The organism is Pseudonocardia sp. DxW (assembly GCF_058448985.1).
Map to the genome: position 1 here is coordinate 187,315 of NZ_JBZFLK010000012.1, position 17,326 is coordinate 204,640.

Below are 17,326 nucleotides of genomic sequence, written 5' to 3' on the forward strand. Positions count from 1 at the left end.
GTCTTGCAGAATCCCCATACCGTCCGGGGCATGACAGTGACGTCTCGGCACGGGGCGGCGGCCACGGTGACGCTGCTCTGCTGGCTTCTGATCGTCTTCGACGGTTACGACCTGATCGTCTACGGCACCGTGCTGCCCGCGCTCCTGGAGGAGCCGGGCTGGGGGCTCGATCCCGGCAGCGCCGGGCTGATCGGCAGCCTCGCGTTCGTCGGCATGCTCGTCGGCGCGCTGCTGGCCGGTTTCCTCACCGACCGGCTCGGCCGCCGGCGCACCATCCTGGCCTGCACCGTGGTGTTCTCGGTGTGCACCGCGATCTGCGGCCTGGCGCCGGGCCCGGTCGTGTTCGGGCTGTTCCGGCTGCTGGCCGGGCTCGGGCTGGGCGGGCTGGTGCCCGCCGCGAGCGCGCTGGGCGCCGAGTTCGTCCCCGCCCGCTACCGGCCGGTGGTGGCGACCCTGATGATGTCCGGGATCCCGATCGGCGGATCGATCGCGGCGCTGGTCGGGATCGGCGTGCTGCCGGCCGCCGGCTGGCGGCCGATGTTCGGGATCGCGCTGCTCGCGCTCGTGCTCGTCGTCCCGGTGTGCCTGTTCCGGCTGCCCGAGTCGCCCGCCTGGCTGCGCGGGCGGGGCCGGATCACCGAGGCCGAGATCGTCGAGGCCCGGTACGGCGTGCCACCCGAGCCCGCCATCGCCACCCCGGCGGCGGCCGGCCCCGGTGAGCTGTTCCGTGGCCCCTACCTGCGCCCGACCGTGCTGTTCGCGGTGGCCACCGCGGCCACCCTGTTCACCTGGTACGGGCTGGGCACCTGGCTGCCGCAGCTGATGCGGACCGCCGGGTTCGAGCTCGGGCCGGCGCTGGGCTTCCTGCTCGCGCTCAATCTCGGCGCGGTCGCCGGCTCGGTGCTCGCCGCCGCGGTCGCGGTGCGGTTCGGCGCGGCCGGGACCGGCGTCGCCGCCTGCCTGCTCGCCTCGGCCGGGCTGCTGGTGCTGCTCACCGGCCCGGGGGTGGCCGGGTCCTACCTGGCGCTGGTGCTCGCCGGGATCGGCACGCACGGCACCCAGTGCCTGATCATCGCGATGGTCGCCGGCCGCTACCCCGCCGCGATGCGCGGCACCGCGCTCGGTGTCGCGCTCGGCGTCGGCCGGATCGGCGCGGTCGCCGCGCCGCAGGTCGGCGGCCTGCTGCTGGCCGCAGGGCTGGGCGTGAACGCCAACTTCCTGATCTTCGCCCTGGCCGCGGCGGCGGCCGGGGCCGTCCTCCTGATGATCCGCCGTCCGGTGGGCGAGCCCCGCCCGGAAGGAGTCCCCGCATGACCGTCCACGCCTCGCCGGTGTCCCTGCGCGCCACCGGCGGACCCGGTCAGCCCGAACCGGGCCCCGCGCTCTCCGAGCTCTACCGGGGCTTCGAGCGGCAGTCGCTGGTCCCGCTCTGGACCGAGATCGGCGACCTGATGCCGCCGTCGCCGCGGCCGCGGGCGGTGCCGCACCGGTGGTGCTGGTCGGAGCTGCTGGGTCTGGCGCAGCGTTCCGGCGATCTGGTGCCGGTCGGCCGGGGCGGCGAGCGCCGTGCGATCGCGCTCGCCAATCCGGGGCTGGGCGGGGCGCCGTTCGCGACGCCGACGCTGTGGGCGGCGATCCAGTACCTGAACCCGCGCGAGGACGCCCCGGTGCACCGGCACGCGCAGAACGCGTTCCGGTTCGTCGTCGAGGGCGAGGGTGTCTGGACCGTCGTCGACGACGACCCGGTCGCGATGCGCCGTGGCGACTTCCTGCTGACCCCCGGCTGGCGCTTCCACGGCCACCACAACCGGTCGGACGCGCCGATGGCCTGGCTGGACGGGCTGGACATCCCGTTCGCCCACCACATGGGCTCCGGGTTCTTCGAGGACGGCCCCGAGGAGGTGCCGGACCGGTCGGCGCCGGCCCGCTCCCGCTCGGAGCGGCTGTGGTCCCATCCCGGCCTGCGGCCGGTCGGCGTCACCGGGGAGACCCGGTGCTCGCCGATCGCGGCCTACCGCTGGGAGCACACCGACGCCGCGCTGCGCGAGCAGCTGGCGCTGGCCGACGAGGGCCGCCCCGGCGTGCTGGAGGCAGGCCACGCCGCGGTGCGCTTCAGCAACCCGGTCACCGGCGGCGACGTGCTCCCCACCATCCGCGCCGAGATGCACCGGCTGCGGGCCGGCACCCGGACGGCGACCCGCTGCGAGGTCGGCTCGTCGGTCTGGCAGGTGTTCGACGGCGAGGGCACGGTGCGGGTCGGCGACCGGGAGTGGGCGGTGCACCGCGGCGACCTGGTCACGGTCCCGTCCTGGGTGCCGCTGACGGTGACCGCGGTGACCGGACTGGACCTGTTCCGGTTCTCCGACGCGCCGATCCTCGAACGCCTGCACCTCGACCGGGTCGAGCTCGGCAACCCCTGAGAACCCACCAGAGAAGGAAGAGGAACATCCCATGCGACTGACCACCCTGCGGACCGCCGCCGGAACCCGGGCGGCCCGGATCGACGGCGACACCGCCGTCGAGATCGGCGCCCCCGACCTCGGCGCGCTGCTCGCCGACCCGATGTGGGAGGCGCGCGCCGCCTCGGCCGACGGGCCGCGGCACGACCTGGCCGGCGCCGACCTGGCCCCGGCCGTCCCGCACCCGGGCAAGATCTTCTGCGTCGGGCTGAACTACCGCTCGCACATCCTGGAGATGGGCCGGGAGCTGCCCGAGTACCCGACGCTGTTCGCGAAGTTCCCGGAGGCGCTGATCGGCCCGGACGACGTGATCGAGCTGGACGCCGCCTCGTCGGCCGTCGACTGGGAGGCCGAGCTGGCCGTCGTCGTCGGCCGCCGGGTGCGCCGGGCGTCGGAGGCCGAAGCGGCCTCGGCCGTCGCCGGGTTCGCCGTGCTCAACGACGTGACCATGCGGGACTGGCAGTACCGCTCGGTGCAGTGGCTGCAGGGCAAGACGTTCGAGGCGACCACCCCGCTCGGCCCGCAGCTGGTCACCCCGGACGAGCTGCCCGGCGGCGTCCGCCCGGCGCTCGACCTGAGCTGCACCGTGGACGGCGAGACCGTGCAGCGGGCCGACACCTCGGACCTGGTGTTCGACCCGGTCGCGCTGATCTCCTACATCTCCTCGATCGTCACCCTGAACCCGGGCGACGTGATCGCGACCGGCACCCCGGGCGGCGTCGGGCACGCCCGCGAGCCGCGCCGCTACCTGACCGGCGGCGCTGTCCTGGGCACCGCGATCTGCGGGCTCGGCGCGCAGCGCAACGCGGTCGCCGCGGCCGCACCGGTGCCGGCGTGACGGCGGCGACCGCGTCCGCCGACCGCACCTGGGCCGACGAGGGGACCCGGCTGCTGCTCGGCGCCCTCGACACCCTCGACGACGCCGCGCTGGACCGGCCGTGCGCGCTGCCCGGCTGGAGCCGGCGGCACCTGCTGGCCCACGTCGCGTCGAACGCCGAGGCGCTCGGCCGGCTGCTGGACTGGGCGCGCACCGGGGTGGAGAACCCGATGTACGCCTCCCCGGAGCAGCGGGCCGCCGAGATCGAGTCCGGTGCGCTGCGCGCCGACCTGCCCGACCGGGTCCGGGACACCGCCGAGCGGCTGTCCGCGGCGATGGACACGATGCCGGCGGACGCCTGGTCGGAGCCGGTGGTGACCGCCCAGGGCCGCACGGTCCGGGCGGCCGAGACGATCTGGCTGCGCGCCCGGGAGACCTGCATCCACGCCGTCGATCTCGACGCGGGGGTCCGGTTCGCCGACCTCCCCGGGGACTTCCTGGTCGCGCTGATCGAGGACGTGGTGGCCTGGCGGTCGACGCGCAGCGGGCCGCCGGCGGTGCTGCGCACCCCGCGCACGCTGCACGAGCTGCCGGGGAAGGGGGAGCGGCACAAGGTGGAGCTGCCGGTGCCGCTGGCCGCGGCCTGGCTGGTCGGCCGCGCGCCGCACTGCCCGGACCTGCCGGAGCTGCCCCGGTGGCTGTGACGGCGTCGCACCACACCGGGCCGGCGGCGCGTCACGCCGGGCCGGTCCCGGGTCGGCCGGGCCGGCGAAACCGGGTCGCGGGCGCCCGCCGGGTCCGGTAAGCCGGTGTGGTGAGCAGTCTGCGGCGGGACCCGATGCCCCTGCGCCGCCGGGCCGCGCTCGTCACCGGCGCCGGCCGGCGTGGCGGGATCGGGCACGCGACCGCGTGCCGGCTCGCCGCGTACGGCGCGAGCGTCGTCGTGCACCACTTCGCGCCGCACGACGCGGCCCAGGAGTGGGGCGCCGACGACGTCGGCGCCGCCGTCACCGAGGTGCGCGGCCATCGCGCGGCGGACGGCGCGGTGGTCGCCGACGTGCACGCCGACCTGGCCGATCCGGCCGGGCCGCAGCGCCTGGTGGACGCCGCCCGGGCGCTCGTCGGACCGCTGGACGTGCTGGTCGCGAACCAGGCGCTGTCCGGGTCCGACGGCCCGCTGGGCGAGCTGGGGGAGGAGCTGGACCGGCACTGGGCGGTGGACGCGCGGGCGTCGATCCTGCTGGCCCAGGCGTACGCGAACGCGCACGACGACGACCGCCCCGGCGGCGCGATCGTGCTGCTCACCTCCGGCCAGGCGGAGGGCCCGATGCCCGGCGAGGTCGCCTACGCGGCCGCGAAGGCGGCCGTCGCCGGGATCACGCCGACCCTGGCCGATCAGCTGGCGGACCGGCGGATCCGGGTGAACACGGTCAATCCGGGGCCGGTCGACACCGGTTACCTGGGGCCGGAGGCGTTCCGTGCGATGGCGGAGATGTTCCCGTTCGGCCGCTACGGGGAGCCGGACGACCCGGCCCGGCTGATCTCGTGGCTGTGCACCGACGAGGCCTACTGGATCACCGGGCAGGTGATCGCCTCGGAGGGCGGTTTCGCCCGGCACCGCAACGGATGGCGGCCCTGACCGGTCCCGGGATGTGGAGCGGACGACGGGACTCGAACCCGCGACCCTCACCTTGGCAAGGTGATGCGCTACCAGCTGCGCTACGTCCGCACGCCTCGCACCGTGCCCGGTGCGATCTGCGTGGTGAACCGTAGCGCACCCGGCAGGCGCCCGGACCCGTGGGGGCCCGGGCGCGGTCGCTCAGGGGGTGCCGCCGTGCCCGACCTCGACCCGGACCGCCACCACGGCACCCTCCCGGGCGTTGCGGCGGGCCTCCTCGTGGAAGTCCGGCGCGACGCTGGCGAACAGGGTCTTCCCGTCGGAGCCGCCCAGCATGCAGGCGAACACCCCGGTGCCGGTCTCGATCGTGTCGACGATCTCGCCGCCCTCGCGGACCCGGATCAGCCGGGCGTTGAGCGCGTCGGCGACCCACAGGGCGCCCTCGGCGTCCAGCCCGCAGCCGTCCGGCGCGACCGCGATCTGGCCGAGCGCCTTCTCGACGTCGCGGTCCGGCAGCTCGCCGAACGAGGCCCACACCCGGCGGCCGCTCAGCGAGCCGTCCTCGGCGATGTCGAACGCGGTGATCCGGTTGCCGAAGGTCTCGTTGACCAGCAGCGTGCCGTCGTCGGTGATCACGCTACCGTTGGGGAACCACAGGTCGTCGGCGACGACGGCGACCGAGCCGTCCGGGTCGATCCGGACCAGTGACGCGGTCTCCAGCGGCGCGCCGCCCATCAGGTCGAAGCCGAAGTTGCCCGCGTAGGCGCGCCCCCGGGCGTCGACCACCATGTCGTTGAGGTGCCCGCCGGTGTGCGCGGAGACGTCGGCGTGGGTGACCAGGGTGCCGTCGGGCTCGCGGCGGAGCACCCGGGCGTCGCGCATGGACACCACGAGCAGCCTGCCGTCGGGCAGCCAGCCGAGCCCGGAGGGCTGCTCCGGGACCTCGGCCTCGAGGCGCTGGTCACTGCCGTCCTCGGCGACCGAGAGCACCTGGTGGGTGTAGAAATCGACGAACCACAGGCGGCCGTCGTGCCAGCGCGGGCACTCGGTGTAGGTCAGGCCGCTGACGATGGTGCTGATCTCACGGGGCATGGGGGATTCCTCCGGCGGCGACGGCGCTGATGACTGAGCGCATAGTCAGTGGATCTGCTAGATGTGTCAAGGAACACGGTGGGTACGTGCGGTGGAGGGGGCGACATGACGCGGAACGCCGCGGATCCGGCGGCCGGGCTCTGGGGGGACGATCTCGCGCCGGTCGCCCGGACGCTGCTCACCTCCGCCGTGCACTGCTTCGCCCGGCGGGGCTTCACCGGCACGACGACCCGGGACATCTCGACCGGCGCCGGGCTGAGCCCGGCCGCGCTGTACGTGCATTTCCGCTCCAAGGAGGACGTGCTGTTCGAGATCGCCCGGCGCGGCCACCTGCGGGCGCTGGAGGCGGTCTCCGCGCCCGAGGTGACGGCCGGGCTCGACGACCCGCCGGCCCGGCTGCGGGCGGTGGTGGCCCGGTTCGTGTCCTGGCACGCCCGGCACCACGTCGCGGCGCGGGTGTGCCAGTACGAGCTGGCGGCGCTGGGCCCGGAGCACCTGGACGAGATCGTCGCGATCCGCAGGCAGTTCCCGGAGCTGTTCCGGTCGGTGATCGCCGAGGGCGTCGACCGGGGCGACTTCGCCCCGGTCGACGCCGGCCGGGTGGTGCGGGCCCTGCTCTCGCTGGGGGTCGATCTCGTGCGCTGGTACCGGCCGGACGGCCCGGACTCGCCCGAGCAGCTCGGCCGGTTCTACGCCGATCTCGCCGTGAGCATGGTCTCCGCGGTCCCCGGCCCGCAGCCGGGCTGAGACCCGGCTCAGACCGTCGCGACCGCGCGTGCGGCCTCCAGGAACCGCTCCAGCTCGGAGCGGGTGTCCGGCCCGCAGGGCTGGAAGACGATCTCGGTGACACCCTGCGCGCCGAGGTCCTCGATCTTGCGCCGGACCTCGTCGCGGGTGCCGCTGATGGTGGCGTCGCGCAGCAGCACGTGTCCGCCGGCGGCCCAGGCGGCCCGGTCGGCGTCGTTGAGCTCGACGCAGTGGCCCGCGTGCACGGCCAGGTGCCGCTCGCCGCCGGCGGTGCGCTCGACGGTGTCCATCCAGGCGTCGCCGCCGGGCAGTGCGCGGACGGCGTCGGGGCCGCCGAACTCGTAGGCGCCGTGGTAGGCGAGTGCCCAGCCGGGCCCGCCCGCCGCGCGGACGCGGTCGGTGTCGACGCCCTCGTCGTCGTCCAGCACGGTGCCCCACACCAGGAACGCCGCCCACGGGTGGTCCTTCATGAACTCCGGGGCCTGCAGGGTGGCGTACAGGCCGTCGCCGAGCTCGCGGGCGACCGCGTCGCCCTTCGGGCCGAGCGCGCCGACGAGCACCGGGACGTCGACCGGGCGGGCGGGGGAGTGGCCGTCCGGGTGCAGCATCTGCATCCGGGCGCCCTCCCACTCGACGACCTCGCCGCGGAGCAGGCCGCGGTAGGCGCGGATGTAGGAGTCCATGAAGGCCCAGGTGATCGCCCGGTAGCCCATCGCGCGCCGGCCGGTGAACCCGGTGCCGAAGGAGACCGCGACCCGGCCGGGGGCGAGTGCGGCGAGGGTGGCGGTGCCCGCCGCGTTCACCATCGGGTGCCGCAGGCTCGGGACCAGCACGCCCGGGCCGAGCCCGATCCGCTCGGTCCGCTCGGCGGCGAGCGCGAGGGTCATCCACACGTCCGGGCTCTGCTGCGGGGTGTCGTAGACCCAGGCTCGGTCGTATCCCAGCTGCTCCGCGAGCGCGATGTCGTCCGGCGAGCCCAGGCTCGTCGGGAAGGCGCACGACACCTCCATTGGTGTCCTCCGTTCGTTCCGGGGTGGGCCATGTCACGACCGCTGACTAAGCGCATAGTCACCGCCGGACGGGGTCGTGTCAAGCGGGCGGCGCAGCATGCCCCCGGAACGCCGAGAACCCCCTGACCGACGCCGTCGATCAGGGGGTTCTCGCTGGTGGTGCGCGATACTGGGATTGAACCAGTGACCCCTACCGTGTCAAGGTAGTGCTCTCCCGCTGAGCTAATCGCGCGAGGCGGCGGCGGGAATCGAACCCGCGTACAGGGCTTTGCAGGCCCTTGCCTAAGCCACTCGGCCACGCCGCCGGATTCCCGACTCGTTCCGAGACCGGCCGAGCGGACGACGGGACTCGAACCCGCGACCCTCACCTTGGCAAGGTGATGCGCTACCAGCTGCGCTACGTCCGCACCGCACCGTTCCCCGGTGCGTTGGGAGAACACTAGCGCACGGTCCGTGGCGGGGTGCGAGGGGGGGCGGTCATGATCGACCGGCCGCGACGGGGCCCGGGAAACGACGAGGTCCCCGGGTCGTGGCGACCCGGGGACCTCGGATGGTGCGCGATACTGGGATTGAACCAGTGACCCCTACCGTGTCAAGGTAGTGCTCTCCCGCTGAGCTAATCGCGCGAGGCGGAGGCGGGAATCGAACCCGCGTACAGGGCTTTGCAGGCCCTTGCCTAAGCCACTCGGCCACTCCGCCGGAACCAGTGCGATCCCGCTGGAAGGTCCCGGCTCAGGGGCCGATCTTCCGAGCGGACGACGGGACTCGAACCCGCGACCCTCACCTTGGCAAGGTGATGCGCTACCAGCTGCGCTACGTCCGCACGAGCACCGCATCTCCGGCTGGTAGCCGGTCCACGGTGCGGTGAGAGGACACTAGCACCCGCCCCGAGGGGGGAGCGGTCACCCCCCTCTCCACCACCGGATGTCCTCTCACGTGCGGAGTTCGACTCCGCCCGGTGGTGGGGTGCGTCGGCTCAGTCCCGGGCGGTCGTGTCGAGCAGGTCCGCGAGCGCGGCGTCGAAGTCGAGCCAGGAGTACTCGGCGGCGGCCGGGACGGCGTCGTAGGTCGCCTGCAGGAACTCCGAGAGGGTCTGCGCCGAGGTGGTGAACAGCGCGTGCCCGGACGGCGAGGTGAGCTCGAGCTCGATCCGGGTGGGGTCCTCGCTCATCGGCTGGACCCGGACGTCACCGGTGCCGGCCGAGTCGACCAGGCCGTCGGCGAGCAGGTCGCGGGCGAAGACCCAGTCGACCGTGGTGTCGTGTCCGGTCCGGAACGAGGCCTGGACGGCGTAGGGGTCGCGGCTCGTGTAGGACAGTTCGACCTTCACGGGCACGACCGGCGCGTCCGGAGCGATGAGCTCGAACATGGCCGTCGCCCGGATCGTCTTGGACTCGTCGCGCATCGGTCATCCTCTTTCGTGGGGCGTTGCGTGGGGCGTCAGTCGGGAGAACGAGCAAGCGGCCCCTGGGGTGACGGGTCCGGTACGCATCAACGTGGATCACCACGGGATGACGCCCGATCGAGTCACAACGGTGTAACTCCCCGCTGCGGACACGCGGCTGAACGGGCACTCTGCCGTCCTGGCGTGTGAGGCGGACGGCCGCCGGCGACTACTCTCGCCGGAGTCCGAACCGTTCGGACACAGATCCCGAAGACTGCAATGTGAGGACAACGCTGGTGGCAGGCATCGCCGACCCGCCGGAGCGTCCGGAACACGGGCGGCCCGGTGACGGTGCCGCGCGCCGCGAGCCACCGCGTCGTGACGACGCCGGCGACGCCCGGCTCGTGGAACGGATCGTGGCCGGGGACTCGACCGCACTGGGTGAGCTCTACGACCGGTTCGGGCGGCAGTCGTACTCGTTGGCGCGACGGATCTGCGCGGACGAGGGACTCGCCGAGGACGTCGTGCAGGAGGTGTTCCTGGCCTTCTGGCGGGACCCGTCCCGGTTCGACCCGAACCGCGGACGGTTCGGCACCTGGCTGCTCACCCTCGTGCACCACAAGTCGGTGGACGCGGTCCGCCGGGAGAGTGCGATCCGGCGACGGAGCGTGCCCGCCACCGAGGACGGCGCCGAGTGGAACGCCCCGCCCGGCCCGGGCGCCGACGAGGACGCGATCGGCTCGGTGGTCGCCGGCCAGGTGCGGGACGCGCTCGGCAGGCTGCCCGCCGAGCAGCGGCAGGTGCTCGCGCTGGCGTACTACGGCGGTTACACCCAACGCGAGGTGGCCGCGATGACCGGGGTGCCGCTGGGCACCGTCAAGTCCCGGATGTTCACCGGGGTGGCGCGGCTGCGGAACCTGCTGGGACCTGCGGTCGCGGACGCCGGTGGCGATCTCTCCGGAGGAATGTCGTGAACGGGAACGAGAGGAGGCACTGTCCGATGGCCGAGCAGACGGTCGGATGGGCCCTGCACGCTCTCGAGCCCGACGAGGAGTTCGAGGTCGTCGAGCACCTGCCCGGCTGCGCGGAGTGCCGCCGGACGGCCGCCGAGGTCGCCGACGTGACGACCGGGCTGGCCACGGCGCTCCCGCAGTACGAGCCGCCGCCCCGGCTACGCGAGTCGATCGTCGAGCAGGCCCGGCGGACGCCGCAGGTCGGCCGGGGCGCCGGTGAGCGTCCGGTGCCGGGGGACCGGATCGGCCCTCCGCCGCAGGCCCCGCGGCACGCACGCAGGCAGCCCGGCCCGCCCGCCGACCCGGCGTCCGGCCGGTTCCCGCCGCCCTCGGCCGTGCCGCCGCCGGTGCCGGCCGGGCCGCCGCGCCCGGAGCCGGTCGGCGGGCCGCGCCAGGGTCCGGCGCCGGGGCCGGGGCCGTCGCGGCCCGGGCGGCCGGACGGCGGTGCCGGGAGCGGTCCCGGACGGGCCGGCCGGAAGCCGCGCCGCGCCGGACGGGTGCTGGTCGCGGCCCTGGCCGCGCTCGCCGTCGTCGTCGGCGGGGGTGTGGTGCTCACCGAGTTCCAGAGCATGCGCGCCGAGCGGGACGCGAGCGTCGCGCAGGCCCGGCAGATGGAGGGCGTGCTCACCGCGCTCGCCCAGCCCGGCACGTCGCACGCGTTCCTGGCCCCGGAGGCCGGCGGAGCGGCGGTCGCGGCGGTGCTGGTGCACGACGGCGGCCGCGAGATCGTGCCCATGGGACTCGAGCCGAACCAGGTCGACGACCAGACCTACGTGCTGTGGGGGCTCGAGGCCGACGGGACCCCGCGGGCACTCGGGACGTTCGACGTCCGGTCGGGGACCGTCGGACCGTTGTCAGTAGCATCGGTCGACGGAGAGGCGTTCGGTACGTACGCCGTCTCCCTGGAGCACGGAAGGGAGGCCCCTTCCGAGCCCACGGCAGTAGTCGCGGCTGGGCAGGTGGGGACCTGAGTACGACGGAACAGAACGACGCCGGTGCGCCGGTGGCCGGGCAGCAGCCCCGCCGCCGGTACACCGGGATCCGCAAGTGGTTCCGGCGGACCAAGGTCCGCTACCGGGCCTTCCGGGCCGAGGTCGCCTGCCGGCCCGTGCTCGACCTGAGCTACCGGATCACCGCGGGTGTGCTCGGCACCGCGATCGTGGTCCTCGGGATCATCGCGCTTCCCGCACCCGGCCCCGGATGGGCGATCATCTTCCTCGGTCTCGGCGTGCTCGCCGCCGAGTTCCGCTGGGCCAAGCGGCTGCTGCACTGGGTGCGGGTGCGCTACGACGCCTGGGTGGCCTGGATGCACCGGCAGACCCGGCCGGTGCAGCTGCTGGTGATGACGCTGATCCTGGGCGTGGTCGCCGTGTGCGCGTGGCTGTTCGGGGTCTTCGACAGCGTCGGCGGGTGGGTCGGGATCGAGTGGGCCTGGCTGGAGTCGCCGCTCAAGCCGATGATGGGGCCGCCGGTCGGGCCGGCGCCGGGCGGGATGCCTGCGCCGGGGGTCGTGCCGGAGGTGCGGTGATCGGGACCGACCCCCCGCGGTCGGTGGGGAGCGGGCTGTGTAAAGTACGGGACACCGCTGAGGGCGATTAGCTCAGGGGGAGAGCGCTTCGTTCACACCGAAGAGGTCACTGGTTCGATCCCAGTATCGCCCACAGAAAAGCCCCAGGTCAGAGACCTGGGGCCTTCTTGTTTCCGGATGGCTTCCCGCTGTTGATAGCCAATCTGTCAGCCAACGGGCTTCTGACAGCCTGGTTTGGCTGTCAGCCGGTCGCACCGGCTGCCGGAGGTCCGAAGAGGGCTGCCGTTCCCAGCGCCGCCGACTGCGACGCCACGATCACGTGCCGGTAGACCTGGTCCGTAGTCCGCGTGCTCTCGTGCCCCAGGAGATCCGAGACAGCCGTAAGCGGGACGCCCTGGGCCACGAGGAACGACGTCACGGAGTGGCGGAGTTCGTGGGGGTGCCGGTCATCCGAGAGCCCTGCCGCGACACAGAGCCGCTTGAACCGTCGCCGGACGGCGGAGGGGTCCAGTGCACCGCCCGTGGCGTTCGTGAAGACGAGATCCGGCGTCTCATCCGCGAGTCCGATCCGCCAGTCGCCACCGGCCGCCATCCGAAGCTCACGCTGCCACCGTCGGTGTGCCCGGAGGGCTTCCGCGACGGGAGCGGGCATGTCCAGCCGTCGCCGTGACTTCGCCGTCTTCGTGGGGCCGACGTAGAGCGAGTTGGTCGCCTGGTCGCGGACTAGAGATCCGTTCACGTGCAGGACTCCCTTCCCATTGCCGTCTGCGTGCGCGGCGTCGAAGTCCACGTCGTCCCACGAGAGGGCAAAGCACTCTCCGGGCCGCAGACCCATACCCGCCATGACGCACCACGCGGCGGCAAGCCGGACAGCGTTGCCACGGGGGTTCTTCGCAGCCTGGTCGTCCACCTGGTTCACGACGGCGAGAAGAGACGTGATCTCAGCGGGCAGGAAAGCACGAGAGGGGCGACGTGCTCCGTCTACCGGGGTGTCGCACAGAGCGGCCACGTTGCGAGCGATACGGCCCCGACGTTCTGCCCATCGGAGAGCCACGGTCAGCACCCGGTGAAGCTGCACCAACGAACGGTGCCCAAGTCCGGAGTCACGCTTCTCCGTCAGCATGGCGTCCACGTGGTCGGGAGTGAGGTCACGAAGCCGGACCGCGCCGATGGCGGGGGAGATGTGCTTCTCAATGGCCCACACGTACCCGGCACGGGTGTTCGACGTCCGAACCGATCCCGGTAGGCCCTTCTCCAAGTAGTCGGCGAGAAGAGCGGCCACGGTGTCGTTCGCCGCCACGAGAGGCTTGCCGTCTTCGTGCTGCCGCTTCGCATCACGAAGAGCCTTCACGACGTCTGCACGCTTCACGGCGGTGAACGTCTTACGGCGACGACGGCCCTGGGCATCCTTCCCGAGATCCAACGTGGCAACCCAACGCTGCCGACCCTCGTGGAAGAAGACGGTGCCCTCCCCCTTCTCGCGTCGTGCACGGGGCTTCGTCGTCGGCTTCGTCATCTCGGTTCCTTCCGTGGTTTAGCTACGCGCGATCGTACGCGGCTTTTCCAACTCTGGCAAGCCATCTGGGCAGGGCAGACCTGTTCGCAGAGAGGGTTTTGCAGAGTTGATTAATGAATGTGAGAAATTGATTGCGGCAATTGCCCGAACGGGTGCGACACCATGCGCCGCCCCTCTACACTTATAGCACGCCGGAGAAGCGGTGAGACACCCATTCGTGAGGGAACGCAATGACCACATCTAATGCGCCCAAGACCAAGCCGGAGAAGATTCTCTACACGGTTCCTGAGGTCATGGAAGTCCTACAGATTAGCCGTGCGCAAGTCTATCGAATGACCAACTCAGGAAAGCTGCGTCGAATCAAGATGGGCGGGCTTACTCGGTTCAAGGTCTCGGAAGTTCACGAGTACATCGAGAAGCTAGCGGCATGAGTTAACCCGAACATGACGAACGGCCCGCAAACCCTGTCCCCAGGTTTCACAGGCCGCTCGTCAGAGGGTTGATACAGGTACTTCAAACGAAAAGCATGTTGCGTCGGCATAGTGACATTTGCTTTTCGGGTGACAAACACTCGATAAGGAAGACAATCGAATGACTGCTACGCATGATTCTACGCCGGGGACTGAGAATCCGCAACATCTCAGCCCCGTTCTGTCCGATCTTCTCGGACGGGGCTTGCATCTCTTTCCGCTGCATTCTCCGAATGCGCACACCGTTAGCGGGTGTTCGTGCTCGCGTAAGAAGTGCAGCGACGTGGGAAAGCACCCGGCTTGTAAGAAGCCGGACCAGGACTCGACGACTGACGCGAACCGTGTAGCCGGATGGGCTAAGCGTGGTCGCAACATCGGCATTGCGTGTGGGCCGTCCGGCATCGTCGTCATTGACGAAGATGAGCACGGTGAATATGAGCGCTTCTGTGATGCTCATGGGATCTCGCTTCCTGAGACGTTCACCGTGTCCACAGCTAAGGGCCGCCACTTCTACTTCAGTGCACCCCATGTGCCCATTGGCAACTCGCACGTCTTCCGCTCACTCGACTACGCAATCGACGTGAGGGGCCAGGGCGGCTACGTCGTCGCCCCAGGGTCTGAGCACGAATCCGGGCACGTCTACATGGTCATTCGAGACTGTGAGATCACGCCGCTTCCCCGTCCGCTTATCGATGTCCTGACTGCCCCGGGCATTTCGGCCGGCCACCCCCCACTTCCTCAATCTAAAACCCACGTGAGCACTACGAACCGGATTGGTATTGCAAGAAGCGAAGAGCAGGGTGGTACGGGGGTAAAGAAGATGCCTACGAACCACCGTGGTTACGGACTAGCTGCACTGCGGGAAGAGATTGAAAGAATTGAACAGCTCACAGAGGGCAACAGGAACACGCCTGCCAACACGGCGATTGTGAAGCTAGGAAAGCACGTGGGAGCCAGGAACCTGACACGGCAGGAAGTAGCGGAAGCGGCCATGAGTGCACAGATTAAGAACGGGCGGGTGGATAAGGATGGCTTGGACAAAGTGGCGGCTGATATCGAACGCCAGATCGACGACGGTATTGCGCTACACGAAGCCGATGCCGAACACCCGGTGACTAAGACGGGTGGTCGATCGTCGTGGGCGCCCGTGGACGTGACGGCCCATCTCGACGGCACGTACGAAGCCAAGAAGCCGACGGTGTTGCTACGCACGGATGGTCAGCCGCTCTTGTACCCGGCTGCAATGCACGCCATCTACGGGGAGCCGGAGTCCGGCAAGTCCTGGGCGTTCCTACTTGCCGCGAAGGAGATCCTGCAACGGCCAACACGTGAGCGTGTGCTCTTGGTCGATTTCGAGTCGGACCCTAGCGAGATCATCGGGCGGCTCACTGCTCTGGGGGCTTCTCCCGACGCGATCCGAGAGCGGTTCGTATACGTGCAACCTGAGCACCGACCCCGGCAAGGCGATCAGCATTTCGAATCCCTGGTGTCTGCCGGATTCACGCTAGTCGGGATCGATGGCATTACGGCTTGCCTCGCGCTGTTCGGTTGTAAGGGTGACAGCGGGGATGACTTTGCTAGTTGGACTAACGAGTTCCCGAAGCGCTTCTCTCGTGGTGGTTCGTCGGTGCTGATGATGGATCACGTCACGAAGTCTCAGGATGGTCGTGGGCGGTTTGCTATTGGCACTCAGTACAAGCTAGGTGCTATCGACGGTGCTGCGTTCACTATCGAGATGGTAAACGCATTCGGTCGGGGCATTCGCGGCGAGGCTGTCATCCGACTGGCGAAGGATCGGTCGGGTGCACTGCGCGCGAATGCGGGTGACTTCCGGAAGGGAGATCGGACCCAAGAGATCGGACGGCTAGTCATCGATGCAACAGACCAACACAACATCTCCGGTGAGATGAATCCTCCTACTCGGACCGGACCCGGTGTCGAGATCGCAAACGAGAATTCCGAACTGCGTGAGCTGATTAGTCGCTACATCGAAGAACATCCCGGCATCCGCAAGCGTGCTCTAGAGGATGCGATTCCGGGTACGGCAACACACTTCCGCATGGCTCTTGACGTGCTTATTGCGGATGGATACGTGACTAGAAAGGTCGTGAAGAATGCTCAAGAGCACAAGAGCGTAAAGCCGTACCGGCAGCCATCCGGCTATCGCATCTCGAATGGTGGCACATCGTGAGCCAGGGGTCCGGGGAACAAGTCGTGTCGGAATGCGTCGGCATCGTGTCGGCCGGGTCGTGTCGGAATGCGTCGGAAGTCGTGTCGGCTGTTTTTGCTGGTCAGCGGCTTGTGTCGGAATGCGTCGGAATGCGTCGGCGGCCCCCGTGAGAAGTCGTGTCGGTCGTGTCCCCCGCCTATAGGCGGGGACCGACACGATCACCCGCCCCGACCAGCACAGACATGAACAATTGAGATGGGAAACGAGATGGTCTATCCGGAAGAGCTCTACAGATTCTTGGACTGCCAACGCACCACGGGATCTATCGATCTCTGGTGGGGATACAGCGTGGCTTACCACGAGGGAAGCCGCTTCTTCACTATCCGCACGAAGAATGACAACGAGAGAGCCGTATTTAAGTCGGTTTTCCCGGCCAGGATCATCCGTGAACTAGACCGGCTCTATGCACTCCAGGTCCGCCAGGGTGCTCTTGACATCACCAAAAATCGGGGGGTGGCTGGCCGCAGGACCAGGGGGACGGTCACGGGAACAACGAAGGGGACAACAGATGCGCTGTGAATACTGCGATACCGCGACCACGCGATCGGTTTGTCAGATGTGCACGACGGCCCGCTACTTCCGCGACCATCCGATTGTTGTGGAACCGGTCCCGTACAACGAAATTGAGGTGACGACCAATGGTGATTCGTAAGAACACGCCAGTCTGTACGACATGCGGAACCCGGATGCCAGAAGCGCGCCGCTTTGTCCGCGATAGCGAATGGCTGAAAGAAGCCGTACTGGAATGTGGGGAATGCGAGATCGAGAGGAAGTGGAGTCCGCCACCTCCGGAACCGCAACCTGATCCACTCACTCCTGAAGAGGAAGCCGAAAGGGATCGCAGACAGAAAGAGAAGTTGGCAAACCTGTTCACGCTGAATGAGCCCGCAAAGCGCGACATTTCAGCAGAAATGACAAACGGCATCGCACGATTGCGTGCGAAGATTGGATTCTAAAATGAGAAGTGAATCGCAGAGAAGTCGTGAGGGATATGTCACGCGTACCTGCGCGCAGGAGACCTTGACATCTCATGATCGTTTTGGGGGCAGCACTCCCTTTGCGGGTGATGACACTCCAGTTTCGCGCTGGAAGCGATGGCACAAATACACCCTTGGTGTCACGTGTTCGCTCTTCATGGCGCTATGTGCATTGATGATTCTCTCACCTGATCCACCGAAAGCCCCTCAGCGGGATCCGATAGTCACGGTCAGCACTACTAATTCGTATGTTCCAGCCCCTATGTCGGAGCCCACGACTACCACCACTACTACATACGATCCGCCATCTGTGAATATCAAGAAGCCGCATCTGAAGTCTCATTGCATCGGAAAGGGTTGGTACCGTGTTTGCCTTTGACGGCCACCACTCGCGAGAGCGAATCGGTCGGCACATTCTGCCAACGGATGACGAGATCCGCGGACGGCTCTACCAAGTCGTCATGG

Annotated in this window: 16 protein-coding genes and 8 tRNA genes; 13 read left to right on the forward strand and 11 right to left on the reverse strand. The window is 69.6% G+C overall.

Going from position 1 to position 17,326, the window contains the following annotated elements:
• The first annotated feature begins 30 nt into the window (after nt 1-30).
• From ACVJO7_RS20165 to ACVJO7_RS20185, 5 genes are all read left to right on the forward strand, one after another.
• The gene (locus ACVJO7_RS20165; protein WP_491674161.1) at nt 31-1,314 is read left to right on the forward strand and encodes an MFS transporter; all 1,284 of its coding nucleotides are present in this window, start codon (nt 31-33) and stop codon (nt 1,312-1,314) included.
• Nucleotides 1,311-2,420 carry a cupin domain-containing protein gene (locus ACVJO7_RS20170; RefSeq protein WP_491674162.1) on the forward strand — a complete coding sequence of 370 codons (1,110 nt, stop codon included), beginning with the start codon at nt 1,311-1,313 and terminating at the stop codon, nt 2,418-2,420. Before ACVJO7_RS20165 ends, ACVJO7_RS20170 begins: the two co-directional genes overlap by 4 nt.
• A 31-nt stretch (nt 2,421-2,451) precedes the next feature.
• Nucleotides 2,452-3,297 carry a fumarylacetoacetate hydrolase family protein gene (locus ACVJO7_RS20175; RefSeq protein WP_491674163.1) on the forward strand — a complete coding sequence of 282 codons (846 nt, stop codon included), beginning with the start codon at nt 2,452-2,454 and terminating at the stop codon, nt 3,295-3,297.
• Complete coding sequence (locus ACVJO7_RS20180; protein WP_491674164.1) at nt 3,294-3,980, forward strand: maleylpyruvate isomerase family mycothiol-dependent enzyme; 687 nt, start codon at nt 3,294-3,296, stop codon at nt 3,978-3,980. The genes ACVJO7_RS20175 and ACVJO7_RS20180 overlap by 4 nt, the downstream gene beginning before the upstream one ends.
• 110 nt (nt 3,981-4,090) lie before the next feature.
• Entirely contained in the window at nt 4,091-4,915 is an 825-nt protein-coding gene (locus ACVJO7_RS20185) for an SDR family oxidoreductase (RefSeq protein WP_491674165.1), read from the forward strand.
• Nucleotides 4,916-4,929: 14 nt separating this feature from the next.
• Here ACVJO7_RS20185 and ACVJO7_RS20190 read toward each other — a convergent pair.
• Both ACVJO7_RS20190 and ACVJO7_RS20195 read right to left on the reverse strand, forming a co-directional pair.
• Nucleotides 4,930-5,005: transfer RNA gene (locus ACVJO7_RS20190), tRNA-Gly, on the reverse strand.
• 90 nt (nt 5,006-5,095) lie between these two features.
• Entirely contained in the window at nt 5,096-5,986 is an 891-nt protein-coding gene (locus tag ACVJO7_RS20195; RefSeq protein ID WP_344023353.1) for an SMP-30/gluconolactonase/LRE family protein, read from the reverse strand.
• A 105-nt stretch (nt 5,987-6,091) separates the two neighbouring features.
• Between ACVJO7_RS20195 and ACVJO7_RS20200 the strand changes: the two genes are divergently transcribed.
• A complete protein-coding gene (locus tag ACVJO7_RS20200) occupies nt 6,092-6,733 on the forward strand; it encodes a TetR/AcrR family transcriptional regulator (RefSeq protein WP_358488663.1) in 642 nt (213 codons plus the stop codon).
• A gap of 8 nt (nt 6,734-6,741) precedes the next feature.
• On the opposite strand, the gene ACVJO7_RS20205 is transcribed toward ACVJO7_RS20200, so the two are convergent.
• The 8 genes from ACVJO7_RS20205 to ACVJO7_RS20240 all read right to left on the reverse strand — a co-directional run bounded on the left by ACVJO7_RS20205 (nt 6,742) and on the right by ACVJO7_RS20240 (nt 9,148).
• A complete protein-coding gene (locus ACVJO7_RS20205; RefSeq protein WP_344023349.1) occupies nt 6,742-7,743 on the reverse strand; it encodes an LLM class flavin-dependent oxidoreductase in 1,002 nt (333 codons plus the stop codon).
• Between the two features lie 157 nt (nt 7,744-7,900).
• Nucleotides 7,901-7,975: transfer RNA gene (locus ACVJO7_RS20210), tRNA-Val, on the reverse strand.
• A gap of 1 nt (nt 7,976) precedes the next feature.
• A tRNA-Cys gene (locus ACVJO7_RS20215) sits at nt 7,977-8,048 on the reverse strand.
• 29 nt (nt 8,049-8,077) lie between these two features.
• Nucleotides 8,078-8,150, reverse strand: a tRNA-Gly gene (locus tag ACVJO7_RS20220).
• A gap of 144 nt (nt 8,151-8,294) precedes the next feature.
• A tRNA-Val gene (locus ACVJO7_RS20225) sits at nt 8,295-8,369 on the reverse strand.
• Nucleotide 8,370: 1 nt separating this feature from the next.
• Nucleotides 8,371-8,442 (reverse strand) — tRNA-Cys (locus tag ACVJO7_RS20230).
• Between the two features lie 51 nt (nt 8,443-8,493).
• Nucleotides 8,494-8,566: transfer RNA gene (locus ACVJO7_RS20235), tRNA-Gly, on the reverse strand.
• Nucleotides 8,567-8,719: 153 nt separating this feature from the next.
• Nucleotides 8,720-9,148: an SsgA family sporulation/cell division regulator gene (locus tag ACVJO7_RS20240; RefSeq protein WP_344023347.1), complete on the reverse strand. Its 429-nt coding sequence runs from the start codon at nt 9,146-9,148 to the stop codon at nt 8,720-8,722.
• 275 nt (nt 9,149-9,423) lie between these two features.
• On the opposite strand from ACVJO7_RS20240, the gene ACVJO7_RS20245 reads away from it, so the two are divergent.
• The 4 genes from ACVJO7_RS20245 (at nt 9,424) to ACVJO7_RS20260 (ending at nt 11,801) form a co-directional block, all read left to right on the forward strand.
• A complete protein-coding gene (locus ACVJO7_RS20245) occupies nt 9,424-10,101 on the forward strand; it encodes an RNA polymerase sigma factor (protein WP_491674166.1) in 678 nt (225 codons plus the stop codon).
• A 26-nt stretch (nt 10,102-10,127) separates the two neighbouring features.
• On the forward strand, nt 10,128-11,111 hold the full coding sequence (locus ACVJO7_RS20250) for an anti-sigma factor (protein WP_491674167.1): 984 nt from the start codon (nt 10,128-10,130) through the stop codon (nt 11,109-11,111).
• A 32-nt stretch (nt 11,112-11,143) separates the two neighbouring features.
• On the forward strand, nt 11,144-11,668 hold the full coding sequence (locus ACVJO7_RS20255) for a TIGR02611 family protein (RefSeq protein WP_491674168.1): 525 nt from the start codon (nt 11,144-11,146) through the stop codon (nt 11,666-11,668).
• A 61-nt stretch (nt 11,669-11,729) separates the two neighbouring features.
• Nucleotides 11,730-11,801: transfer RNA gene (locus ACVJO7_RS20260), tRNA-Val, on the forward strand.
• Nucleotides 11,802-11,909: 108 nt separating this feature from the next.
• On the opposite strand, the gene ACVJO7_RS20265 is transcribed toward ACVJO7_RS20260, so the two are convergent.
• The gene (locus tag ACVJO7_RS20265; RefSeq protein ID WP_491674169.1) at nt 11,910-13,184 is read right to left on the reverse strand and encodes a tyrosine-type recombinase/integrase; all 1,275 of its coding nucleotides are present in this window, start codon (nt 13,182-13,184) and stop codon (nt 11,910-11,912) included.
• 230 nt (nt 13,185-13,414) lie between these two features.
• Between ACVJO7_RS20265 and ACVJO7_RS20270 the strand changes: the two genes are divergently transcribed.
• The 3 genes from ACVJO7_RS20270 to ACVJO7_RS20280 all read left to right on the forward strand — a co-directional run bounded on the left by ACVJO7_RS20270 (nt 13,415) and on the right by ACVJO7_RS20280 (nt 16,840).
• On the forward strand, nt 13,415-13,615 hold the full coding sequence (locus ACVJO7_RS20270; RefSeq protein ID WP_491674170.1) for a helix-turn-helix domain-containing protein: 201 nt from the start codon (nt 13,415-13,417) through the stop codon (nt 13,613-13,615).
• A gap of 160 nt (nt 13,616-13,775) precedes the next feature.
• Nucleotides 13,776-15,845 carry a bifunctional DNA primase/polymerase gene (locus ACVJO7_RS20275; RefSeq protein ID WP_491674171.1) on the forward strand — a complete coding sequence of 690 codons (2,070 nt, stop codon included), beginning with the start codon at nt 13,776-13,778 and terminating at the stop codon, nt 15,843-15,845.
• 725 nt (nt 15,846-16,570) lie between these two features.
• Nucleotides 16,571-16,840: a hypothetical protein gene (locus tag ACVJO7_RS20280; RefSeq protein ID WP_491674172.1), complete on the forward strand. Its 270-nt coding sequence runs from the start codon at nt 16,571-16,573 to the stop codon at nt 16,838-16,840.
• Nucleotides 16,841-17,326 lie beyond the last annotated feature (486 nt).